The organism is Methanobacterium sp. (assembly GCF_038562635.1).
GTDB lineage: Archaea > Methanobacteriota > Methanobacteria > Methanobacteriales > Methanobacteriaceae > Methanobacterium_D.
Window position 1 is genome coordinate 1609561 of sequence record NZ_JBCFBO010000001.1, and the last position, 25606, is coordinate 1635166.

The window sequence follows — 25606 nt, forward strand, 5'->3', positions numbered from 1 at the left end:
TTTAATAATAGAAAGACTGAAATTACATCCATACTTTGACAACTAAACAGTGGTTAAAATGAAATACCATCCAAAGGTAAGCCTTATAATAGAAAGACATACATTTAGTTATAAGCTTTTTGAAGCGCTTGAACATGTATCCAGAACATATTCCCAACGAAAAGCTGCTCAAGAATTAAACATATCCCATGCAGTTCTCAATCGCCGTATTAAAGAAGCTGAAGAAAAACTTGGTTTTAAACTTCTCGCTGCAACTGGTGCAGGTTCTGAGCTGACCAGGAACGCGAAAAAAATCCTTCAAAAGTATAAAAAATATACAAATAGGCTTAAAAATCATGAAAAAATCATTATTTGCGGAGGATATGCTTCTTCCAGACTTATGGAAACGTTATCATCAAAATATGGTTTAAATGCTGCAGTATACAGAACAAGTGATAAAAATGCAATTCATCTAGCTAGCCTCGATATGGTGGATATTCTAACACTTGACGACCCCGTGCACGCATTTATACAAAATTTAGACTTTGTACCAATTGCATATGACCACTTGGTTCTCGTATCCGGCGCAAGAACACACCATGACATCAGGGAGTTAAATGGGAGAAATTTTGTTGAAGTTCTTGATTCACCCCAAAGGCTGGCATGGAATACACTGGACGATAATAAAATTCAGTATAAATTAGCAGGGGAATTTAAATTACCCTATGATGCCCTGAGATTTGTCCAAAAAAATCCTGAATTTTACACATTTATAAACAGCAGCTTATGGGAAGGCTCAGATATTATAAAAAATGATACACGGCACATCATAAGTTGCGTTATATGTAATAAAGAAGATAAAAGAATAGATGACTTTTTAAATTTCATTTTAACTTTTAAGGGGCAGAGATTAGTTGAAAAGTGCGGATTTGAAAGTGTAAGATAATTAGTTTACAGGGTAATAAGAGTGGCTTTATATATACCCCTGAATGAATAAAGGAAAGTTAACTAGATGTTGGTAGAGTGGTTAGTATGGGTGTCTTAAAGAAAAAAATCAGTAAGTACAACAAATATGTCATTGAGATTGAGAGCGAAGAACTTGAAGCTAATAATCTTAAAAACATTGAAGATGTTATCATCGTCGGCAAAAAAGACTTTGAAAATGAGTTGAATAAATCTAAGGAATTATCGGCGAAATTAGAATCTAAAGGCTTAGAGATTAAATTAAAAGGCCTTAAACTCCAGGAAAAGGACATAGAAATTCAGAAAGCAAAATCAGAAATTGAAGAACTTAAAGAAACCTACAACTCTAAAATTACTACACTTGAAGACAATTATGCAACTAGATCAAATGAATTATCTCTTTTACTCGATAATAAAGAAATTGAACTTGAAGATCTTAAAAATAAATACAGTAAACTCAAAGAAGAATTAGAATATAAATCTAATTCTCTAAAAGATAAGCTAGAAGAAAAGGAAACTATACACAATCAGATGGAAGTTTATCGAATTGGAAATATAGGGCTTAAAAATGAAATTGAGAACAAAGCAAAAGAGATTAGTGAATTAAAAAATGATTATAGCCTGTTAAAAACTAATTATGATGAATTAAAAGGTAATTACAGTAATATTCTGGATATTAAATCTCAGCATGAGAAGGAAATAGAAAAACTTCGATCAAGTGCAGATAAACTCGGGATGATCCATGTAGAGCACAATAAATTAATCAATAATTACAGGCATCTTCAAGAAGTAGTAAACAAGAAAGATAAAACTATAAATGAATTAGAATCTAAAAAACGGAAGTTAGAACAGTATCTTTCAATGTCAATGGAAGCTATAACTACTTTAAAAAACCTTGGATTATTTAATAGATTGTTTAATAGAATTCCAGAAGGTATTGAAGAACTGCAGGAAGATATTAAAAAGTTACAACCTCCAAAAGAAATAGAAATAGAACCTGTAAGAGCTAAAAAAACTACAGATATCTTAGGAATAAAAGAAGATGATTTCGAAGACCTGTAAAAACTTTTTTACAACTAATATTTCTCAAGGAGTAATTCAACTTCTTTTTCTAAATTAAAATTTTTTAAATATTCTATTTCTGCTTTTTTAACTGCAATATAAGCTTTTGAAAGTTTCTTTCCCATTGCATTCAAGATTATTTCATCTTTTTCCAGCTCTTCAATTGCATTTTCCAGTCTGGAAGGTAGAATTTTTATTTTATAATCTTTTCCCTGTAATATATTTCCAGGATCTTCCTGAACTGGCTCTTCCAGTTCCATTTTCTGTGTTACTCCATGAATCCCTGCTGCAATAACTGCACCCAATGCCAGATAAGGATTAGAAGATGCATCTACTGTTTTTAACTCAAAATTTTTGATCTCTCCATTAAATTCCGGAATAACCCTAATAGCAGCCTCTCTATTACCAATTCCCCAACACTGGAAAGCTCCACTCCAGTAATGCGGTTTAATTCTATGATAAGAGTTGGTAATTGGAGTGGTTACGGCCATAAGCGCAGGCAAGTGATGTAAAACGCCTGCTATAAACTGACTTCCTACCTTAGAAATCCCATATTTATCTTCAAAATCAGATAAAATATTTTTGCCTTCCCTCCACAGGCTTAAATGCAAATGACATCCGCTTCCAGCTTTATCTACAAATATTTTAGGAAGGAATGATGCTGTTAAACCATATTTACCTGCAACTGCCCTTACAGTTTCTCTAAATATTATTTGATTATCGCATGCCTTAAGAGCCTCGTCGTACTTAACTGTAATTTCCTGTTGTCCAGGTCCAGATTCAGCATGGTACTGCTGGACTTCCATACCCTGTAAAATAAGTGATTTAACCATTTCATCAATGATTTCGCTATTTATATCCATGGAATAAGTCGATGCAAAGGAAGTGTCATCAGCAGGAAAAATTCCATCTTCAGTTTTCTTTAAAAGGTAAAATTCATTTTCAAATGCCCCTTTAACTGAAAATCCCATTCCTGCAGCTTTATCCCGCATCCTTTTTAAAAACCCTCGGGGACAGTAATCCCACGTCTCTCCATTTTTTTTCATATCCCCCATAAAACGCCCGTGACCTGGAGAATATGGAACAGGCGTAAAACTTGAAAGATCTGCTTTAAGCTGGACTTCACCTACTGGACTAAGCCCGCTTTCTTCAACAACAGCATCATATACTGCAGGCACTCCCTGTTGACCTTCAGAAATACCTACATAATACTTAGAATCCTCCGAAGAATTCTTATAAATCGATTTTGCCCTTATTATATTTGCATTATCACACCACAGTATCCGGATAAACTCAATATCGGAAGGTACAACAGATTTTTTATTAACCATACCACTTACCCCACAACAGCTTAATAATTAAATTAATCATTCCAGACATTATTTAAAAAGCTTAACTTAAATTTGTTTTAATCATTTAGAACTATATACTCTCCCCAAACCTAAATAACTTTCCAAACATTTTAATAGTTTTAAAACGAAACTTGTAAAAACCATGGGAAATTTTTCCAGAGTTATTTATAATAATTATTATATTATGAGGTGATTTTTCTGATTAAAAAAACAGATCTTCTAGCCATTGGGCACACAGCTTTAGATTCTATAGTTCTTGTTAAGGAATTTCCATCTCCAAATTCGTCAACACTGATAAAACAGATAAAAAACTTCGATGGAGGAGCAGCTGCAAATGTAGCAGTGGTGGCATCTACATTAGGACTTAAATCAGCGCTGGTATCTGCTGTTGGAGACGAATTTAAAGCTTCAAATTACCACAATAAGCTTAAAACTATGGGAGTAGACACTGAGGATATGATAGTGATTGAAAACGAAAAAACGCCCATGGCATGGGTTTTTACAGATTCTAACAATGATCAGATAAGTTATTTCTACTGGGGGGCTGCAGCTTACTTTAAAGAATCTGAACCTCCTGAAAGAGCTATTAAAAAGGCAACTGCAGTTCACCTGGCAACAGGCGACCCCTGCTTCAATCGAAGGTCAGGTGAAGTGGCCAACGAATTTCAAAAATTGATATCTTTTGATCCAGGACAAGATCTCCACATGTACTCTTCAGAAAAGCTTAAAAGTGTTATAAAAGTCTGTAACATTCTTTTTGGAAACCATTACGAAATTGACAGAATTTTAAAAACATTGAATATTGATATCAATGAACTGAGATCTATTGGGCCGGAAATTATAGTTAAAACATACGGTAAAGACGGAAGCATGATATACGCTGATAAAAAAATTAAAATAGATTCAATACTCAGAACCCCAGTAGACCCAACGGGAGCTGGAGATTCATATCGTGCTGCGTTCTTAAATGCTTATTTAAATGACAAAGATCTAGAATACTGTGGAAAATTCGCTTCTGCTGTTTCATCGTTCATTGTAGAGGCTGAAGGATGCCAGACCAATGTTCCAGATTATAATATGACCATTGAAAGAATGAAAGAAAAATGGGATGAATAATCAATTTACATCCCCCATTTATTTTATAAAATAACCAATACATTCCCAGTTAACACCTATCCTAATAAAACAGGATGAATAACCACTTATTTTACAAATAACGTATTAAACAGTGCTATGCCACTTTCCGGATAACAGCAACTAATGTTTTTAAGAGTATAGGACCGTCCATCCATACTTGACTAAGGATATACCTTGGACGCAGGTAGAACTTACGAAAAGCGTTGCTTTGAATTTTTCTAAGCTCTTCTAAAGAACATTCCATAGTATCTATAATAGGTGAAATAAGGGTATATTTAGACCAGTCCTTAACTTTAATCAGATTTTTCTCCTTCATCTGCTGGTAAAACCTGGTTCCAGGATATGGCGTTGCCAGGCTAAAAATAGCATAAGATGGCTTTAATTCCTGCACAAACTTTATAGTCCTTCCCATACTCTCTTTAGTATCGCCAGGCATTCCCAATACTACTGAAGCAATAGTACGGATTTTTTCTTTTCGGGATACTTCAAATGCGTGCTTGATCTTATCAACAGTAGTTTTTTTGTTTACTTGATCCAGGACTTGCTGATCTGCTGACTCCACACCCATAAATATAGTTATACATCCTGCTTCCCTCATTTCTTTTAATACTTCCTCGGATAAGGTATCGACTCTAGCTGTACAGCCCCATAAAACATCCATGTTCCGTTTTTTGATCTCGGCGCATATCTGTTTCACTCTTTTACTGTAAAGGGTGAATGTATCATCCATAAAAGCTATTGTTTCCACACCATACTCTTTTATTAGATATTCCATCTCATCTACTATTTTTTCAGGTGATCTTAAGCGCATTTTAGGGCCGTGAAGAGCAGCTGAAGCGCAAAATGAACACTGCATTGGACAGCCCCTGCTGGTGATCATTGTAGCCACATTGGTTTTCATATTCAAAAGCCTGTAATGATCCATTGGAAGGAGATGCAGTGCAGGGAATGGAAGGCTATCTAAATCCTTTATAAGTGGGCGAGGCGGCGTAACTACATTACCAAATGCTATTCCCTTAACTTCAGCTAGATCACCATCATTTTCAAGCGTTTTAGCCAGTTCAAGCATGGTGTACTCGCCTTCTCCTATTGTTACAATATCCACAAAATCCTTCTCTAAAAGTTCCTGATAATTAAATGTAGGATGATAACCTCCCATTACAACCACAGTATCTGGACAAACTTTTTTCACCAGCTGCGCTGTTTTCAAAGCCTGTTCTATAGTAGGAGTTAATGCTGTAATAGCCACTAACTCAGGAGAATTTTCCCCTATTTCCTCCTCCAGAGTTTCCCATGTCATATCCATAGCAGAAGCATCAATAACGCTTACATCAAAGTTATTTTCCTCCAAAACGGCAGCCATATAAGCTATTCCAAGAGGAGGAGCTACTACGCCTATAAATTTATACTTTGAGTTGGTCTGCGGGGGGTTTATGAATGTTATTTTCATTTATATGTCACCTCATTGCTTAATCCAAATAATCAAAACAATAGGAATGAATGATAAATGTCTTATATAAATTAACAATCTATCATCATGCTTTATAGATAAAATAGAGGCTTACAAACTAAAAACGATGAAATATGAATAAATAATGATATGATCAATTATAATTAAAAACAGATTTTTGTTAGTTCGTAACGTATATAAACGTTTTGTTAAGCTTAATTTTTAGAAAAAAATTATTAAAATTAGACTAAAATTTTATTGAAAATTATAGAATGTCCCATAATCTAATTAAAAAGTAGAATATTTAGCTATTCAATGTATAACTGAGTTTTCTAGTTCTTTAAAGAAAAATTATTTAAACTATGTTAAATTGATACCAGTGCCTGCATTTGTAAATATTAAAAAAAATAAAGCTACTCATTTTTCATTATTTCTTCATCACATTCAGGGCACAGGTATTCTTCTACCTTCCCTGATTTTTTAATCCGTTTATTTTCCAGTATTTCTCTTTTGAACCATTCTCCACATCTTCCACATTTTACGTTTTCAGTAACCATCAAATCACCAATTATATGTTAGTTTTTATCAGATTTCTACTTTTTTATCTTCTTGAATAATTCATTAATCATGCTTTAAAATTAAAATTTCCAATATACATCAGTTTTTATCACCATTAGATGCATATAAATGTCCAAATAACCATTATAACCATTTAAAATATCTAAAAATCAACCATTTGAACTATCAATTCAATATAATGTATTTAAAAAATGAAGCGCATAATAACTGCTTTTATCATATCTCTAATTAAAAAGTAATAATAATTACTTATTTACCCGGAATATCCCCAAATTATAATAATGGGTTTATTTTTATTAAAATTAAATATTTATTAGCACTTTATAATATATTTAGTTTAAATTTTTCGATTTAATTTGTTTCATAAATGATAAAATTATGAGTAACACAGAGAATACTATAAACTAAAAATAAATTATAAAATTAGCCCATTATTTAGTAATTTTTAGTAATTTAGCTTAAGTTTATTATTTAAAATACCAAATAATGGGTCCGAATTTTATTAAATAAGAGCTACGCTGGCTAGAGAATGATTAGGAGTTAATTATGAAAGATGAATTTTATGATGAACCCAATTTAGAAAAATTATGGGAAAAATGCACATTTGTTTTTGATACGAGCGTTTTAATGAATTTGTATACTTGCCCTGAAGAGATTTACAGTGAATTCATTAACATCCTCAAAAATGAAATCTCTAACCGCATATGGATACCCTACCAAATTAGTTCAGAGTTTCAAAGGAATAGTATTCATGGCGTGAAAAAAGCAGCCCAAAATTATGAAGACTTAAGAAATAGCATTACCATTTTAAAGAAGGATTCTAAAAATTTAGCTCAAAAAATTGCGGACTTAAACCATACTTTTTTGAGCAGTTCAAATATTGATATCCAGGTTAAAAAAAACTTCAATGGAATTGACGCTATTTTAGAAAATATATCTGAAAGCTTAAGAAAACCTGATCACGATGAAATTAGAAATAAATTAAATGATCTTTTTGAGGGAAAAACAGGAAATAATTATTCTGATCCAAAGTTGAAGGAAATTAATAACGAAGCTAAAATAAGGAAAATTAAAGGAATTCGTCCAGGGTTTGAAGAAAATGAGTACAGTAATTTAATATCCTGGTATCAAATGTTAGATTATGCAAAAGGAGAAAAAAAAGATATTATCTTTGTAACTGAAAATCCTGGTTGGTGGATAAACCCTGAAAAAGAACAAATGGAACCACATCCCTCCTTAATTAAAGAATTTTCATCAATAGAGCAGAAATTTTATATTTATAGATTCATGAGCTTTTTAAGTGATTCTAAGAAATATTTGAATTTAACAGATGTAATAGAAGAGCTTACTGATTTTTCCAATAAATTAAAAAGACGTAAAAGTACAAAACTGGAAAATCCTCCATCAGACATTGCCCTGCAGGAAATAATTGACAATACATTATTAGGTGAAAACGCGTTACAAAAACTAATCAACCAGAGCACCGCTTATAAAACTTTACAAAAGTTAATTGACCAGAAGGTCATAGATGAAAATGACTTACACCAGATGATTACAAGAACATTGCTGAGTGAAAGCACTTTACAAAAGATAATCAATCAAAATACAGCATATGGAACTTTACAAAAGTTAATTGACCAGAAGGTCATAGATGAAAGCGACCTTCAAAAGATGATCACAAAAACTATAATGAGTGAAAACGTCTTACAGAAGCTAATTGATCAAAACACTACTACTAAAAATGCCCTGGAAGAAGCACTGCGAAAAAGAACTAATAATTAATCATTTACTGAGATAGTACCGGTTTTTCATTTTTAAAATCAATCTTTACCACCATATCTCTTATTTTTTTATTTTTAAGTTCAGGAAGTGAAAGTTTCTATCCATAACAATTTTTAAAAGAGGAATTGTAAACATTAAACTGTAATTTTATATAATTAAAACAGCCAAAAACTTTGATATGCTCATTTTGAATATATATTCACGACTTGAAAAGTAATTTCTTTAATTTAGAATCGTCCAAACAGGAAATAAGTAATTGAATTACATAATATATTAAAATTATCATGAAAAATTAAAAGATAACCTATTTATCTTATGAATTTCCGATGTGAATATTCAACTTTAAATAAAAAAACTTATATTTCAGTTTTGAATATATATTCAGCCATGCCAAGACCTCGAGTATTTAGAAAAATATCAAAAGAACCCGAGATACGGTGCTTTAAGCCGGAAAAAGAAAATTTAGAGCTTCTTGAGCCTATTGAAATAACAATAGATGAATTTGAAGCTATAAGGCTTAGAGACTATCATGATATTCAGCAGAAAAAATCTGCAGAAATAATGGGAATTTCACAGCCTACTTTCCATAGAATCTTAACTTCTGCAAGGAAAAAGATATCTAAAGCCCTGATTGAAGGAAATACTATTATTATCATAGGGGGAGATTACATAACTGACAAAAAAGCATACAAATGTAATGTTTGTGGATTTGAGTGGAGTAACCCTAAAAAAGAATATGAAAAATGTCCTGAATGCGAATCAGAGGATATAGGTTTAGTTATAGGAGATGAAGAACTTCCACCAGAAACAGAATCTTCTTTACTTGAAAGAAGGTCTTATGGTGGTACAGGCATGGGTTTTGGACCTCCCAAACTTTGCAAATGCCCAAACTGCGGGTATACATCCCCAAAAAAACGTGCCATTCCCTGTAAAAATACATTATGTCCTGAATGTGGGACACCCCTTTGTGGAGAAAATTAATGATAACCGGTGATTTTATGCCATTTATAGAAATAAAAAATGTTTCAAAAAGATTCAATGACGTAAACGTCTTAAAAAACATTAACATGACTGTAAACGAAGGAACAGTTCTAGGTATTCTTGGAAGAAGCGGATCAGGAAAATCAGTTTTAATAAACATGCTTCGTGGAATGAAAGAATACAAGCCAGATGAGGGCCAGATAATTTACAATGTTGCGATTTGTCCAGACTGCTTGAGAGTTGAACCCCCATCAATGGAAAACAACACATGCAAATGCGGAGGAAAATTTGAAGCACAACGCGTGGACTTCTGGAACTGTGATAGAAAAATTTTTGCAAGCTTAAGGCGCAGAATATCCATAATGCTACAACGGTCATTTGCCCTCTATGAAGATGATACAGTAATAGACAATGTTATAAAATCCATTGAAGGCCGTGATGAAGAAGATAAGATGTATATGGCTATAGACCTTATTGAAATGACCCATATGACACACCGGATAACACATATTGCAAGGGATTTAAGTGGTGGGGAAAAACAGAGAGTAGTACTTGCAAGGCAGATGGGTAAAGAACCCATGGTCTTTCTTGCAGATGAACCCACAGGTACATTAGATCCGCAAACAGCAGAGCTGTTACATCAAACTTTACGTGAAGGTGTTAAAAATAAGGGTACCACCATGGTTATAACTTCTCACTGGCCAGAAGTTATGAGAACACTTTCTGATTATGTAATATGGCTTGAAAATGGTGAAATAATCCATGAAGGAGATCCTGAAACAGTTGTACAAACATTTTTAGACAGCGTTCCACTGCCTGAGAAAATAGAAACACCAGATACAGGAGAACCTATACTTGAACTGGAAAATATTAAAAAACATTATTATTCCATTGAAAGAGGAGTTGTAAAAGCTGTAGATGGAGTAAGTCTCAATGTTAACGAAGGTGAAATCTTTGGAATAGTTGGTTTAAGTGGTGCAGGTAAAACCACGCTCTCCAGAATAATTTACGGCCTAACAGAGCCCAGCTCCGGCAAAATAGAGATGAAACTCGGAGATGATTGGATCGACATGACCAAACCAGGTCCCTTATTCAGAGGTAGGGTAAAACCTTACATGGGAATACTTCATCAAGAATACAGTCTTTATCCACATAGAACTGTTTTAGGCAATCTCACAGAAGCAATAAGTTTAGACTTACCTGCAGAATTTGCAAAAATGAAAGCAATATACGTTCTCAAAGCTGTAGGATTTGATGAAAAATATGCTTCACAATTATTAGATAAAGCCCCTGATGAATTAAGTGGTGGTGAACGTCACAGAGTTGCCCTGGCTCAAGTTTTAATAAAAGAACCTCGCGTTATAATCCTTGACGAGCCAACAGGTACCATGGATCCAATAACCAGAGTACAGGTTACAGATTCTATAAGAAAAGCACGTGAAGAGCTTAATCAAACTTTCATTATAATATCGCATGATATGGACTTTGTACTGGACGTATGTGACAAAGCATCCCTTATGAGAGGAGGCAAAATCCTTAAAACAGGGCTCCCTGAAGAAATCGTGGAGGATTTGACAGCTAAAGAAAAGAATAAGATGTTAAAAAAAGAATAATTCTTATTTAATGGAATTGTAACTTCCAAAACAATTCCCCAGTTAGATGGAAATAATTGATAATATACAAAATTCTTAGCCGTTATATTCATTGGTTTATTTATATGCATTAGCTAACGATCCATTAAAAAAAAATGAGGGATATTATGGAAAAAATTAATGAATTTAAGGGAATAAATGGAAACCTTCTAGCATTTAAAGATGCAGTAGGTGACGCAGAGAAAATAACATTTGCAGGAACTCCCGGAGTATGTACTCCATTTGCAGAACTTTTTGCATATGTTGTGCGGGATAAAGAATCAGTTTTTGTTACATTAACTGACATAGAAAGTGCCAAAAAGATGGAAATTACTCCTCAGGGAATGCAATTATCTGAACCGGCTGATCCTCAAGCGGATGTTGTAGCACTTCTTGGAGGGCTGAGTATGCCCAAATCCAATGTTACAGTTGATGAAGTAAATGAGATGATTGACAACATATTGAAAAAAGATGGTAAAGTCATTGGACTTTGTTACATGGATATGTTTAAAGAAGCAGGGTGGCTGGATAAGATAAACTTTGACTGCATAATAAATGGCATATTGACTGGATACGTTCTAAAAAAATAATTAATTTAAATTTTAAGAGCCATTTCATATTTTTTTATCTTAATTTTTTAATAATCTATCCTAAAAAGGATTTAATCTAAAATTGGATAATCTTAAGCTCTGAGTCCAAACTTTAAAAAGTAAAAAGGCATATATCCTGTTTAATTAAATCCAGCAGCCTCATATTAATTCTAGTTCAAAATTGGGTAATACTAAATTGTAAAGCACAAACTTAATTAATATCGAAATTATAAACCACAATAATGTTCGATGTAGATAATTATTTTTACGCAGAACACAAAATATAACAATAGCTATAATTTTTATAGTAATGATTCTAATTTAGTTTAGATAATGATAAAATCATGGTGATTCTATGACACAAATGGATGAAGCAAAAAAAGGCATAATTACAGAGGAAATGAAGGCAGTAGCAGCTGCTGAGGGTGTTTCAGAGGAATTTATCAGGAAATCTGTTGCTCAGGGAACCATAGCCATTCCAAGTAACGTTAACAGAGAAGTTAAAGCTGTAGGTATTGGAGCAGGACTAAGAACTAAAGTAAATGCAACAATTGGAACTTCAACAGATATCTGTGACTTTGATATGGAAGAAGAAAAAGCCAGAGTAGCTATGGCTTATCAAGCTGACACTTTAATGGAACTTTCTGTAGGCGGAGATCTTGATGAAATCAGAAGAAGGATCCTCAAAATCTCAGATATTCCAGTAGGAAGCGTACCTGTTTATCAGGCAGCTATCGAAACAATAAGGGAAAAAGGTTCTGCAATTTACATGGATGAAGACATAATGTTTAAATCCATCGAAAAACAGGCAAAAGACGGTATTGACTTTATGGCTATTCACTGTAGTGTAAACCGTGAAACTCTTAAAAGATTAAAAAGACAGGGCCGTGAAGGTGGGCTTGTAAGTAGAGGAGGGGCATTTGTATCTGCATGGATGGTAGAAAACGACCTGGAAAACCCATTATACAAAAACTTTGACTATATTCTCGAAATAGCTAAAGAATATGATTTCTGTATGTCCATGGCAAACGCTATGAGAGCTGGAGCACTAGCAGACTCTACAGACCGTGCTGCAGTTCAGGAACTCATTGTACTTGGAGAATTAATTGACAGGGCAAGGGAAGCAGGAGTCCAAACTATCGTGGAAGGACCCGGACACATCCCAATAAACGAAATTCCAGCAAATGTCATACTCCAGAAAAAATTGTGCAGGCAAGCACCGTTCTATATGTTAGGACCAATTGTAACTGATATTGCTGCAGGATACGACCATATAGTATCTTCAATTGGTGCAGCAACATCTGCAGGTGCAGGAGCAGATTTCATCTGTTATGTAACACCAGCAGAACACCTTGCATTACCAGATGCAAAAGATGTTAAAGAAGGAGTAATTGCAACAAGAATTGGTGCATACGTTGGAGATATGCAAAAAGGTATACACAACGGTGAAAAAGACCTTGTAATGGCCAACGCACGTAAAAAACTTAACTGGGAGGCACAGTTCGACTCTGCAATGTGTCCTGCAGAAGCAAGGAGAATAAGGGACGAAAGGCCGCCAGCGGAAGAAGATACATGTACAATGTGCGGAAGCTACTGTGCAGTTAAGATTGTAAATGAATGGTTAGACGAAGCAGACACAGACGTGTTTGATTAAAATCTTAATCATTATTTTATTATTTTATTGCAAGATAAATTACAATAATTATAATTTTTTACAATCAGTTCTATATTTTAAACTTACTAACTCCTTCAAGCGAAGGTTTTATTCTTTTTATATGACTTATGATTATTTATAAAGGTGATTTGATTGAAACATTGGATTGAAAATGTTGCAGATAGTTTAAGCGAAAGAGATGTACCAGAGCATGTGATTGCAAGTGGAACATCCATATCCGGTTCAATACATATTGGAAATTCCTGCGACGTGTTTATCGCGAATGCGGTTACAAAAGCTCTAAAGAACCAGGGAGCTCCTGCAGAAGTTATATGGATTGCAGACGACTACGATCCACTCAGAAAAGTTCCATATCCCCTTCCACCAGAATATGAAAAATATTTAGGTATACCATATGCACATATTCCCTGCCCTGAAGGGTGCTGTGAAAATTTCGTAGAACACTTTAAAAAACCATTCATCGATACACTTGACGACTTTGGAATATCTTTAAAGGAATATTCCGGAGAAAAGATGTACAAAGAAGGAATATACAACGATTATATACGAATAGCATTAGAAAATGCCCCTAAAATAAGGGAAATATTCAATAAGTACAGGGAACATGCCCTTGCAGATGATTGGCTTCCATACAATCCAATTTGTGAAGAATGTGGACGGATAAATACTACCTTCGCCTACGGTTATGAAGATGATATCGTTCATTACAGATGTAACTGTGGCCACGAAGGATCTATGGATATTAAATCAGGAAAAGGGAAACTTACGTGGCGTGTTGAATGGGCTGCAAGATGGAAAATACTCGGCATTACATGCGAACCATTTGGAAAAGACCATGCAGCAAGTGGGGGATCATACGACGTAAGCAGCGTAATATCACAGGAAATATTCAATTATCCTGCACCTTACCCCGTACCTTACGAATGGATAACTCTTAAGGGAGATGCAATGTCCAAATCTAAAGGTGTTTTCTTTACACCAGGACAGTGGCTCGAAATAGGCAAACCAGAAACTCTTAATTATTTCTTATTCCGTAGTAAACCATTAAAACATAAAGATTTTAACCCAGAAATGCCATTTCTAGACTTTATTGACCAGTATGATCGTGTTGAAAGAATATATTATGGATTTGAAGAACCTGCATCCCAAAAAGAAGGGGAAAAATCTAAAAAGATTTATGAAATGTCACAAATTGAACTTAAGGACGAAATGCCATTCCAGCCATCCTACAGGTTCATGACAGTAGCATATCAAATTGCAGATGGAGACATAAAAAAGGTCTTTGAGATACTTAAAAAGAATTCACAGCTTCCAGAAAATATTGATAATGTGGACTTTGAGAACTTAGATGAAGAGGATCTTAAAAATCTCGAAATGAGGATGAATCATGTTACAAACTGGCTTAATACATATGCCCCTGAGTTTGTAAAGTTCAGTGTTATGAAGAAGATTCCTAAATTACCACTCGGTGAAGACCAAACAGAATTCCTGCTCAAACTCGCAGATCTTCTTGAGGAGAATGAATATACAGCAGAAGAATTGCATGATGAAATGTACAATCTTCTCACTGAATTAGATATGAAACCTCAAAAGGCATTCCAGGCCATTTATAAGATCATAATTGGTAAAAAACAAGGCCCAAGGGCAGCTTCATTTGTTCTATCCCTTGATACAGACTTTGTTGTCAAAAGATTTAGAATGGAAGCCTGATCCTAAGATTAGTTTCCTGTAAAACTAACCTCTTTTTCTCTTTTATTTTTAGAAGTAAAAATACTTCTTAAATCAAAATTTATTTTAAAGTTAGGACTATACTTCGAAAAAATACTTTAATATTAGTAATTACCCCTAAAGATAAATTTTTTTCCTTAAATTGATTACTTACTTTCCTGAAAATTTGTTTTAATTTGTTATCATACATTTATTAACTTATTTTCAAATATTTATTATCCCATTATTAGGAGATTATCCTATAGTTTCCTAATAAAAATTCTTTAATCTGCGATTAAATTAGTTTTAAATCTTTTTTAAATTTGTTTGTTTTGTAAAATAATGATAATTAGTAATTATTTTTCATTTTAAATCCATATTAACAGAAAAATTTTTATTACATCAGCAACATACCACCTTCTTGTAATACAAAAATACAATATTTGTATTACAAAATGTATGCGTACAACATTACGGAGGTGAAAAGTATGTTTCTTGGTGGCGCAGGATTAGGCTTAGGATTAGGATTATGGCACCCTTGGCTCTTTAACTCATTCCTCTTCCCAGGATTCTGGGGTTCAGGATTAGGATGGGGCCTTGGATGTGGCGGAGGATTAGGATGTGGATGGTAAAAAACATCCTACCCCTCTAAAAATATTAATCCTCGTAAAAATATATTAATTGGTAAACACTGAAATCACTGATCAATTATCTGTTTTGACTTAAACATGCTAACTATACAAATTCAATTTACCTATTTTTTTATTTTATTAAAATAGAAATTATTACGCGCTAATTTTATGAATAATTAATATATTTTAAAAATTTTTTAATATCATAACTTTTCTTTCATAATATGTCCTATTTTTCTAAAACTAACATGCATATGCCCTCTATTTTCAACATAGTTGTTAATTCTATTAAAAACACTCCAATTATCAAATAATATGCTTTCTTTCATTTTACTTTCTATTTTCTTCTTAAAATCAACACATCCTTACCAAATAACTTTCAGTTAATTGCCAATTTGCTAAATATAATATTTTCCCCACATCTCTGCCCCTTATTTTTTCAAAAATAGCCCATCATTGCTAAACAATTTTTAATTAAATTGCGATTTTAATACTAATAAAAAGATTTTTATTACATCAACAACATATCACCTTCTTGTAGTACCAAAATAAAAATTTGGTATTGAAAAATGTATGCGAATAACACTGTGGAGGTGAAATAGTATGTTTTTTAGCGGATGTCTTCTCTGGAACAACCCATGCTTCTGGAATTTACCACTCTTCTTCCATCAACCACTCTTCTTTGGTTTCCATCACTGGGGTATCAACGCTTTCGGTCTTCATGGTTTCGGCCACTTAGGAATCAACAGATTTGGGATGTGGTAATAATAACTGGTTCTAACTGACATAATATACACACTATTTAGAACACACTGAAACCCATGATTAAATATTTAATTTTAACCTAAAAAGTTAAATTAAATATGGGATTCAAAATTTATTCTTTTTTTATTTTTCAAACAAATATTAATGCTCTTTTTAAATTAATGCTCATGTTTATGACACGCACATGAATTATACTTCTTGTTAAATTGTAAGGTTTGAAAAAACAACGTTTTTTCAACCGTAAAAATAGAAAATTTTTACATGTTTTGCAGCCGTAAATCGAAGATTTACATGCAGCGAAACGAATGTTCGCATGTTCAATTTCCTAAGCCACAAAAAACCAGAAATTACAAACACTCTGTGTTTGTGCATTCAAAAACTAAAGGTTTTTGAAAGGTTTTTGTAGGCGTCAAAAATCGTAGATTTTTGACAGTTCCACAAAGCTGACAAATCTTCAATTTGCGGCATAAAAAATCAAAGATTTTTTTAAGATTTTACAACCTTTATGACATGAACGTGAATTAAATTACTGATTTTAGAAAGCTTGATCTTAATTAAAATTATAATCTTCAGCCTATATTTTCCCCTATTTATTCAATAGATAATTACTTGCTATTTTTCAGTTAATTATTAATTTTATCCTATATTAGCTTTTTTTTCACTTTTTCCCTTGTTTTTTTCTCAAAAATAACCCATCATTGCTAAACAATTTTCAGTTAATTACCACTTTTATCAGATATTATGCTTTTTTTTACATTTTCCCCTGTTTTTTTCTCAAAAACCATGGATAATTACTAAATAATTTTTAGCTAAATTGCACTATTCATACTAATAGAAAAATTTTTATTACATAATTAACATATGAGATGTTGTAGTACGAAAATAGTATTTACGTATTACAGTAGGTACGCAAAACAACAAGGAGGTGAAAAGTATGCTACTCATCTACATTAAAATCATAATAATCAAAATATTAGTACTCAAAGCTTGCTTATTACATGGTTTACTCGGCGGATTATGGTAATCACAGCCACATAAATACATTTTATACATTTAAGCCAAAATAGCTAAACCTAAAAGCTTTAACTAGAATTTAAAGATTAAAGTTTTTAGTAATACAAATATTGTATTACATTATATGTATAAAATAATAAGGAGGTGAAAAATATGTTACTCGTCTACATTAAAATCATAATAATCAAAATCTTAATCCTCAAAGCTTTCTTATTCCCACACTTCCTCTGCGGATGGTTCTAATCACAGATATATAAGCACAATTTACGCATCAAAACCAAAAACTGCTTTAATACCATTTAAATCTCAAAGTTTTAAGTGGTATCTATAGATTGAAATTTTTAGTAATACGCTATTGTATTACATGTATACTCAATAACACGGAGGTGAAAAGTATGTTACTCGTCTACATTAAAATCATAATAATCAAAATCTTAATCCTCAAAGCTTTCTTATTCCCACACTTCCTCTGCGGATGGTTCTAAGCTGCCCAATCTCTCTATTTACCAAATAACACGGAGGTGAACCGTATGTTATTAGTTGTAATTAAGATCATAATAATCAAAATCTTAATCCTCAAAGCCGCATTATTCCCACACTTCCTCTGCGGATGGTTCTAAGCTGCCCAATCTCTCAATATTACTAACTTAGCCCCTTAATTGTTCTAAACTCTCAAAACTCTTTTCTACGCATATTAGCCTTAAATGGTCTTAATCACTGGTATAAGCACAATTTATACACTAAAATCAAAAATTGCTTAAAATACTAATTAAACCTTAATGGTTTTAACTAATATCATGGGATTTAAATTTTCCCCATTTACTTTTTATTTTCAAATAGAAGTTCCATTACTGTTTTAAATTAATTGTTAATTTTACAAATAAAATTAAGTTTTAGAAAATATTATAAAATTTCTAGCCTTTTATACAACCTTAAAAAGGATTAATACTCAACGTTTTTAAGTTAATTTATAATTTAATACTAATAGAAACTTTTTTATTATATTATTAACATAACACCCCGTAACACAGGGCCAAAATCTGTGTTTAAATACACACGTGGAGGTGTAATATATGAAAAAAGAACTAGGCATTCTCCTGCTGATCTTTATAGCAACAGTAGGACTCTCAAGTGCAGCATCAGCACAACCTATTGCTCAAACTGCACAGGGACCAAGTACATACGGACATGGAGGCCATGGAACTTATTACTGGCATTGGACTATAATTAGAAGATTCGTTATATATTCCCCACTCAGCCTTACAAGGATTAGACATATATTTCCGCCACCTATTTACAGAGTTACAGCTACGTACATAGGCAATCACAGATGGGTTGCAACTGTATGGAGAAGAACTTACGGTCCATACTACAGAGGAACAATGCGCAGCCCAATAATGCGCAGATAGACTAAAATATCCAGTTGAAGGATTAAAGGGGTACCAATTTCGTACCCCTCATAATATATGGCCTATTTTTCAATTAAAATACTAATTTTAAAAAATAATTTTATTAAAAATACCATCTGCACTTTTTTTAAATGTATAAACAATGAAATGTGCTACTAGTTCAACTGAGTTTTTTATATTTCAGATAAACATATCTTAAAAATTATTGCCTAAAAGCAGAATTACTCTTTAATCAACAGATTTTCATATTTAAAAGTCAAAATCTATTAAATTACTATTTTTTCCCCTTAACTCAATCTCTATTTTTCAAAAAGTAACCAATTACTTATTATTTTTAAGCCAGTTGTTTATTTCACAAAATAGGTATTCATTATTTAAATAATATGATTTTTCTAATATTTTTTTCCTTTATTTTTTCAAAATCGGCAAATCATTGCTAAACATTTTTCATTCAAATTACATTATTAATACTAATAGAAACTTTTTTATTACATAGTTGATATAGTATCATCACAACACGACTTAAAAAATCCGTGTTAATTATATGCGTATGGAGGTGTAATATATGAAAAAAGAACTAGTCGTTCTTCTACTGATTTTTATAGCAACAGTAGGACTTTCAAGTGCCGCATCAGCACAACCAGTTACACAAACTGCACGAAGCCCATCCACATACGGCCATGGAGGCCATGGAACTTATTATTATGGCCATTGGGTTGTATTTAGAAGATTTGTTGTAGCTTCACCATTTGCAGTTAACAGTATTCGACACAGATACCATTCACCTATGTTTAGGGTTACAGCCAGATATATAGGACATCACAGATGGATTGCAACTGTTTGGAGAAGAGGTTATTTCCGCAGATAGCCTAAAATTAATATAACAAGGGGTATTAATTTTTCTATACCCCACTCTCCCTTTTTACAAATATTATTTTTAATTTGAATTAATTTACAATTAACTGGTTCTTATTTAAAAATTAAAATTTACAATAACATTTCATCACATTGACAATTTCCATTTTAGTATTATATATTCCATTAAACACACCAATTAATGTTTACAAAGCCCTACTAATTTTTTAAAATTATCTCTAAATTAAAATCCCCTAAAACTAGTTTATCTCATTTTTAAACTGATTTTTGAAAAAATATTTTTATCAAATGTAATACTTATAAATTTATATTTATTATTAAAGATAAATTAGATATTAACTGGTGAGTTTTATGGATAACGATATAGAAAAAAGATGGTGGGTATTTCCGAGGTTTAAAATAGAATTAATGGTTTCAGGATTAGATTTACCTGTTAATCTAGCATTTGTCCCCAATCCAACAGATGACACCAATGAACCTCTTTTGTATGTTACAGAACTTTATGGACAAATTAAAGCCATAACAAATGATTGGAAAGTTCATACATATGCAGAAAATCTGTTAAATTATGAAGCAAATCATGAATTTCCAGGAACAGGAGAATCAGGAGTTACTGGGATTTGTGTTGAACCCCAAACCGGCGATTTATTCATAACAATGCTCTATGAAGAGAATGGAGAACCCAAAAATAAATTAATAAGAACCAAAAGTAAAAATGGGCTGAAAATAGATTCTACAGAAACACTTCTGGATAATATACCTTCTATTAAAGCTGCACATCAAATTCAAGCTGTTACTGTTGGATTTGACGGTAAATTATATGTAAACCTTGGAGAAGGAATGGTTCACCCAGAAGTTGCTCAGGATGACAACGAGCTAAGGGGTAAAGTTCTCAGGATGAATTTAGATGGCAGTATTCCAGAAGATAACCCTGATCCGGATAGTTTAGTGTATGCTAAAGGTTTTCGAAATCCTTTCGGTGCTACATGGCGTAAAAGTGATAAATCTCTTTATATTTCCGACAATGGACCTGCCTATGATGACAGAATTGCAAAGGTAGAAGCAGGAAAAAATTACGGCTGGCCACAGAGCATGCGTAAAAACAGCTTATTCTGGTGGCATTTTACTCATGGACCTACGGCACTTGCATTTATGCAGAATGATGAATTTCCTTTTGACTTTGAAGATGAACTATTTGTAGCTCTTTTTGGTGGATCATATGTAAAAGGTGAATCCATAAAAGGTAAGAAAATTGTAAAAATGAAACTTAATGAGGATGCTACCGCAGTTAAATCCTACGATGAATTTGTAAGATACATAGGTGAAGGCGCGGCAAGCCCATGTGGATTAGCCTTCGGACCTGGAGGATTATACTTCACAGACTTACATGGTGAAGAAAACGGATTTGCAAGGGCTTCCAGCGGGAACATATACAGAGTCACTTCCATAATAAAAGGAGAAGGGGAAATAATAGTTCCATATACTAAAGAAAATGCAGCTAAATGCCTTTGCCCTGGATGTCCAACTCTTAATGAATGTATGAGGAATAGAAATCAACGTCTTTTCTGTGCTGGGGGGAAAACTGAATGTGAACTTGAGAGAAAAGGTTGTCTTTGCGGTGAATGTCCCATTGAAAGCCAGTATGGATTAACTGACTTTTACTACTGCGATGAAGGGGCTGCTAAAAAGTAGATTTCCAATTTATTTTATAAATTAATAGGTGATTAAATGGCAGAAGAAAAAATTGTTGATGATACCAAAGAAAATACTGAATTATGCCTTTGTCCAGGATGTCCAACTCATAATGAGTGTATGAAAGACAATACTGAACGAATATTCTGTTCAAGAGGGAAAACCAATTGTGATCTTGAAAAAAGAGGATGTCTTTGTGGTACATGTCCCGTTGAAAGAAACTATGGATTAAATGACTTTTACTACTGCACAGAAGGAGCTGCTAAAAAGTAAATATTGGATTATCCTGGTGATTGCTTGGACACTATAACTTCTGTAAAAGGAATATCCTCTTTTTCTAAACTGGAAAAATCCCAAGGCCATTCATTAAAAGAAAAGTATAATACGCCCCTATCTCAAATGAAGGAGATTATAAAAGAATCTAGCAAAGCTGACAATTTGCAAAATGTTCATTGTCATGATGTCCTTATTATAGGCGGGGGGTTAACAGGGCTTCGAGCATCTTTACAGGTCTCAAATGCAGGAATTAATGTGGCTGTGGTTACAAAGGTCCATCCACTTCGATCCCATTCTGTTGCAGCCCAAGGTGGAATGAACGCTTCTCTTGGTAATGTTCCTGGTGAAGGAGGTAGCATTGACAGCTGGGAAGCACATGCTTATGATACTGTGAAAGGATCAGACTATTTAGCAGATCAGGATGCAGTTGCACGCATGTGCCGTGAAGCTCCTGCAACAGTAATCGAACTGGAACATATGGGAACCGTGTGGTCTAGGCTGAAAAATGGAAAAATTGCCCAGCGTCCTTTTGGGGGTGCAGGGTTTCCAAGGACGTGCTATGCAGCAGATCGTACAGGACACAACGTACTTCATACACTATATGAACAGGTTACATGGCGAAACATACCAATCTATGAAGAATTTTTTGTTACTTCGCTGGTACATGACAGCGGGCGGTGCATTGGATGCACTGCAATTGAAATCATGACTGGAAAGGTTCATGGATTTGTTGCAAAGGCAGTTCTCATAGCAACTGGAGGATTTGGTAGGATATTCAATAAATCAACAAATGCCCTCATCAACACCGGTGATGGACAGGCACTTGCACTCATGGCAGGCGTACAACTTAAAGATATGGAATTTGTTCAATTTCACCCCACAACCCTCTATGGAACTAACATTTTGATAAGTGAAGCGGCCCGTGGCGAAGGTGGAATTATTGTTAATAAAGATGGAGAGCGGTTCATGGAACGTTATGCCCCTAATTCACTAGATCTAGCTCCACGTGACGTCGTGGCCCGTGCTATGATTCAAGAAATTTCAGAAGGAAACGCTTATGATGGAGATTACTTCCATCTTGATCTCAGGCACATTGGTGCCAACCTCCTTATGGAAAGATTACCCGGAATACGGCAGATTGCTATGGATTTTGCAGGTGTAGACCCTATTAAAGATCTAATACCGGTTCAGCCAGGGCAGCACTATTCCATGGGAGGAATAGATGTAGATATTAACGGAGCAACGTCTCTTCTAGGGCTTTACGCTGGAGGAGAATGCGCATGTATTAGTGTTCATGGTGCAAACCGGCTCGGTGGAAATTCTCTCCTGGAAACCGTAGTGTTTGGACGTCTGACTGCAGATAAAATTATTGAAGATATTTCCAATATCCCCGAGCCAGATTCCAGACCAGTTCAATCTGCTATGCAGAAAATTGATGCAAGAATTAATCATATACTTAAAAAAGATAATGGAAAACATCTCTTTAGCTTGATGGATGATATGGCCCAGACAATGTTCGATAAATTTGGCATATTTCGCGACAGTAAAACCATGAAAGACGGGCTTTTAGAAATTAAAAACATGCAGAATGAAATTTCTCATGTCTCAATTGATAATAAAGATCGTGCCGTAAATCAAGCGCTTATACGGTTTTTTGAGCTTGAATTTATGCTTCATCTTGCCGAAGCAGTTGGAGTTGGTGCCCTTAAAAGAGAGGAGAGCCGCGGTTCTCATACCCGGACTGATTACCCATTACGCGATGATAATAACTTTTTGAAACATACTATTGTATCCTTTCACAATGGCAAAATGGAAATTTCTTATAAACCCGTTAAATTAGGCATGTTTAAACCAAAGGAGCGTGTTTATTAATGAAATTAAAAGTATACAGGCATAATAAAAAACTGGATTCTCACCACTATGCTACCTTCGAATTCAGACCAAAACCTGGGATGACCATATTGGAAGCTTTATTCCAAATCCAGAAGCAGTTTGATGATTCTCTTGCATTCCATTACTCGTGCAGGGGTGCAGTTTGCGGTACCTGTGCAATGCTCATTAACAAAGTTCCCCGGCTTGCATGCAGGACACAGTTAATGCCTCTCCTTAAAGGAGAACTTAAAATAAATCTCATTTCGTACCATGCAATTGAAGAGACAAACGTGCCATGGGATCCAGAAGAAGAGATTTTAATAGAACCACTTCCTCATTTACCAGTTATAAAAGATCTCATTGTTGACATGAGTACATTTTTCAAATACTACAAGTTTATTGAGCCTGTATTTAAACCAGCAAATCCTGCTCCTGAAAAAGAAAGGTTTATGGAACCTAATGCCCTAACGGAACTAGAACTGTACACAAACTGCATCCTCTGTGCAGCATGTTTCGGGGCATGTCCAGTGGATGGAAAAAATCCAGAATATTTGGGTCCTGCAGCCCTTGCCAAGCTCTATCGGTTTTATATTGATTCACGTGAATCAAATGGAAAAGAGAGACTTGAACTGGCGAATATTCCAAACGGGTGGTGGGCATGTGAATTTTACGGAAATTGTACTCGAGTGTGCCCTAAAGGAGTGCCCCCAACTATCGGAATTGCAAAAGCCCGAAAAGAAATTGAAAATAAAGGAAAATCTCAGGAGGACTGAGAATGCGCCTGGAAAAAGATTCAATAGGCGAAAAAGAGATCCATGATGCTGTATATTACGGTATTCAAACGTTTAGAGCCATAGAAAATTTTCCAGTTAGCGGCAGACATGAGCGTCCGGAACTAATTAAAGCATACATACTGGTAAAAAAAGCGGCTGCCATCACCAATATGGAACTTGGAACCCTCGATAACGTGCGGGGAGAATCCATTGTAAAAGCTGCAGATGAAATTATCAGTGGAAAACTTGCTGATCAGTTCCCACTTGATATTTTCCAGGCAGGGGCCGGTACATCATTCAATATGAACATTAATGAAGTGCTCGCAAACCGTGCACTTGAAATTTTAGGGAAAAATCGAGGAGAATATGATTATTTAAGCCCTAATGACCACGTTAATCAATCTCAGTCCAGTAATGACACTTTTCCCACAGCATCCCACATTGCCATTCTTTTTGATGCTGATATCCTCAACATAGCCCTGCTCAACCTTGCAAGTGCATTTAAACATAAAGGCAAAGAAATTTCATCTATTCCAAAATCGGGGCGGACACATCTTATGGATGCAGTATCTGTAACAGTTGGAGACGAATTTATTGCATACGGCAGTGCAATTAAACGGGCTGCAGAAAGGATCCGTGAACGCAGAAATGATCTCCTTGAAGTTGCAATAGGAGGCACTGCAACTGGAACTGGAGTGAATTCTCCACCATCTTACAGGGAGAAAGTAGTGGAAAAACTGGCTGAATTAGCCTCTCTTGATCTTATTCCTGCAAATGACAGTTTTGAAGCATTACAAAGCCGTTCCCAGATGGCGGCATTTTCAGGGGCGCTGCGAGAACTTGCCCTTGAACTGATTCGAATAGCAAATGACCTCCGCCTTATGGGATCAGGCCCTACATCAGGCTTAAATGAGATTATTTTACCACCTGTTCAGCCAGGATCATCTATTATGCCCGGAAAAGTTAATCCCGTTATGGCGGAATGTCTAAATATGATCTCATTCCAGATTATGGGGAATGATACAACAGTTTCACTTGCAGTTCAGGCAGGACAACTTGATCTGAATGTTATGACTCCTGTTATGACTTCTAATATACTTGAATCTATATCCATGCTTAATAATTACCTTCCAGTCTTCCAGTCCAGCTGCATTGAAGGTATCCAGGTCAATGAAGAACAGTTACAAATGGTTGCTGGAATGAACCCCATCCTTGCAACGCTCCTTTCACCCAAAATTGGATATTTACATGCTGCAGAACTTGCTGAAGAATCCATGAAAACAAATCAACCCATTAAGGATCTTGTAATTGCAAAGGGAATTCTCTCTGAAGAAGAAGCAAACAGGTTGTTTGATCTTGAAACCATATCAAAAAACCGTTATCAAAATATATAGTCATAAAACTTTCTA

At 34.2% G+C, this 25606-nt stretch carries 20 protein-coding genes; 17 read left to right on the forward strand and 3 right to left on the reverse strand.

What is annotated here, in order from left to right; all coding sequences use genetic code 11:
* Window positions 1-58 precede the first annotated feature (58 nt).
* Window positions 59-925, forward strand: a complete 867-nt coding sequence (locus AAGU07_RS07885; RefSeq protein ID WP_342458563.1) for a LysR family transcriptional regulator — start codon at window positions 59-61, stop codon at window positions 923-925.
* A gap of 86 nt (window positions 926-1011) precedes the next feature.
* Window positions 1012-2004: a hypothetical protein gene (locus tag AAGU07_RS07890; protein ID WP_342458564.1), complete on the forward strand. Its 993-nt coding sequence runs from the start codon at window positions 1012-1014 to the stop codon at window positions 2002-2004.
* A 14-nt stretch (window positions 2005-2018) separates the two neighbouring features.
* Here AAGU07_RS07890 and AAGU07_RS07895 read toward each other — a convergent pair whose 3' ends face one another.
* Window positions 2019-3335 (reverse strand): glutamine synthetase, encoded by a 1317-nt coding sequence (locus AAGU07_RS07895; RefSeq protein WP_342458565.1) that lies wholly within the window; start codon window positions 3333-3335, stop codon window positions 2019-2021.
* A gap of 219 nt (window positions 3336-3554) precedes the next feature.
* Here AAGU07_RS07895 and AAGU07_RS07900 point away from each other — a divergent pair, with 219 nt between their 5' ends.
* The gene (locus tag AAGU07_RS07900; RefSeq protein ID WP_342459360.1) at window positions 3555-4472 is read left to right on the forward strand and encodes a carbohydrate kinase family protein; all 918 of its coding nucleotides are present in this window, start codon (window positions 3555-3557) and stop codon (window positions 4470-4472) included.
* Window positions 4473-4587: 115 nt separating this feature from the next.
* Here AAGU07_RS07900 and AAGU07_RS07905 read toward each other — a convergent pair whose 3' ends face one another.
* Window positions 4588-5943, reverse strand: a complete 1356-nt coding sequence (locus AAGU07_RS07905; RefSeq protein WP_342458566.1) for a radical SAM protein — start codon at window positions 5941-5943, stop codon at window positions 4588-4590.
* Window positions 5944-6356: 413 nt separating this feature from the next.
* On the reverse strand, window positions 6357-6500 hold the full coding sequence (locus AAGU07_RS07910) for a hypothetical protein (protein WP_342458567.1): 144 nt from the start codon (window positions 6498-6500) through the stop codon (window positions 6357-6359).
* A 568-nt stretch (window positions 6501-7068) separates the two neighbouring features.
* Between AAGU07_RS07910 and AAGU07_RS07915 the strand changes: the two genes are divergently transcribed.
* The 14 genes from AAGU07_RS07915 (at window position 7069) to AAGU07_RS07980 (ending at window position 25591) form a co-directional block, all read left to right on the forward strand.
* Window positions 7069-8304 (forward strand): PIN-like domain-containing protein, encoded by a 1236-nt coding sequence (locus AAGU07_RS07915; RefSeq protein WP_342458568.1) that lies wholly within the window; start codon window positions 7069-7071, stop codon window positions 8302-8304.
* A 387-nt stretch (window positions 8305-8691) separates the two neighbouring features.
* A complete protein-coding gene (locus tag AAGU07_RS07920) occupies window positions 8692-9285 on the forward strand; it encodes a DUF134 domain-containing protein (RefSeq protein WP_342458569.1) in 594 nt (197 codons plus the stop codon).
* Window positions 9286-9302: 17 nt separating this feature from the next.
* Window positions 9303-10898 carry a methyl coenzyme M reductase system, component A2 gene (gene atwA / locus AAGU07_RS07925; protein WP_342458570.1) on the forward strand — a complete coding sequence of 532 codons (1596 nt, stop codon included), beginning with the start codon at window positions 9303-9305 and terminating at the stop codon, window positions 10896-10898.
* A 146-nt stretch (window positions 10899-11044) separates the two neighbouring features.
* The gene (locus AAGU07_RS07930; protein WP_342458571.1) at window positions 11045-11506 is read left to right on the forward strand and encodes a DUF2124 domain-containing protein; all 462 of its coding nucleotides are present in this window, start codon (window positions 11045-11047) and stop codon (window positions 11504-11506) included.
* Window positions 11507-11861: 355 nt separating this feature from the next.
* Window positions 11862-13160, forward strand: a complete 1299-nt coding sequence (gene thiC, locus AAGU07_RS07935; RefSeq protein WP_342458572.1) for a phosphomethylpyrimidine synthase — start codon at window positions 11862-11864, stop codon at window positions 13158-13160.
* A gap of 153 nt (window positions 13161-13313) precedes the next feature.
* Complete coding sequence (lysS, locus tag AAGU07_RS07940; protein ID WP_342458573.1) at window positions 13314-14891, forward strand: lysine--tRNA ligase; 1578 nt, start codon at window positions 13314-13316, stop codon at window positions 14889-14891.
* Between the two features lie 485 nt (window positions 14892-15376).
* Window positions 15377-15520: a hypothetical protein gene (locus AAGU07_RS07945; RefSeq protein WP_342458574.1), complete on the forward strand. Its 144-nt coding sequence runs from the start codon at window positions 15377-15379 to the stop codon at window positions 15518-15520.
* Window positions 15521-18372: 2852 nt separating this feature from the next.
* A complete protein-coding gene (locus AAGU07_RS07950; protein WP_342458575.1) occupies window positions 18373-18708 on the forward strand; it encodes a hypothetical protein in 336 nt (111 codons plus the stop codon).
* 565 nt (window positions 18709-19273) lie between these two features.
* Window positions 19274-19576, forward strand: a complete 303-nt coding sequence (locus AAGU07_RS07955) for a hypothetical protein (protein ID WP_342458576.1) — start codon at window positions 19274-19276, stop codon at window positions 19574-19576.
* Between the two features lie 359 nt (window positions 19577-19935).
* Window positions 19936-21276: a PQQ-dependent sugar dehydrogenase gene (locus AAGU07_RS07960; RefSeq protein WP_342458577.1), complete on the forward strand. Its 1341-nt coding sequence runs from the start codon at window positions 19936-19938 to the stop codon at window positions 21274-21276.
* Window positions 21277-21312: 36 nt separating this feature from the next.
* Window positions 21313-21549 carry a DUF2769 domain-containing protein gene (locus AAGU07_RS07965; protein WP_342458578.1) on the forward strand — a complete coding sequence of 79 codons (237 nt, stop codon included), beginning with the start codon at window positions 21313-21315 and terminating at the stop codon, window positions 21547-21549.
* Between the two features lie 24 nt (window positions 21550-21573).
* Window positions 21574-23424 (forward strand): FAD-dependent oxidoreductase, encoded by a 1851-nt coding sequence (locus AAGU07_RS07970; protein ID WP_342458579.1) that lies wholly within the window; start codon window positions 21574-21576, stop codon window positions 23422-23424.
* A complete protein-coding gene (locus AAGU07_RS07975) occupies window positions 23424-24197 on the forward strand; it encodes a succinate dehydrogenase/fumarate reductase iron-sulfur subunit (RefSeq protein ID WP_342458580.1) in 774 nt (257 codons plus the stop codon). Before AAGU07_RS07970 ends, AAGU07_RS07975 begins: the two co-directional genes overlap by 1 nt.
* Before the next feature lie 2 nt (window positions 24198-24199).
* Window positions 24200-25591: an aspartate ammonia-lyase gene (locus tag AAGU07_RS07980; RefSeq protein WP_342458581.1), complete on the forward strand. Its 1392-nt coding sequence runs from the start codon at window positions 24200-24202 to the stop codon at window positions 25589-25591.
* Window positions 25592-25606 lie beyond the last annotated feature (15 nt).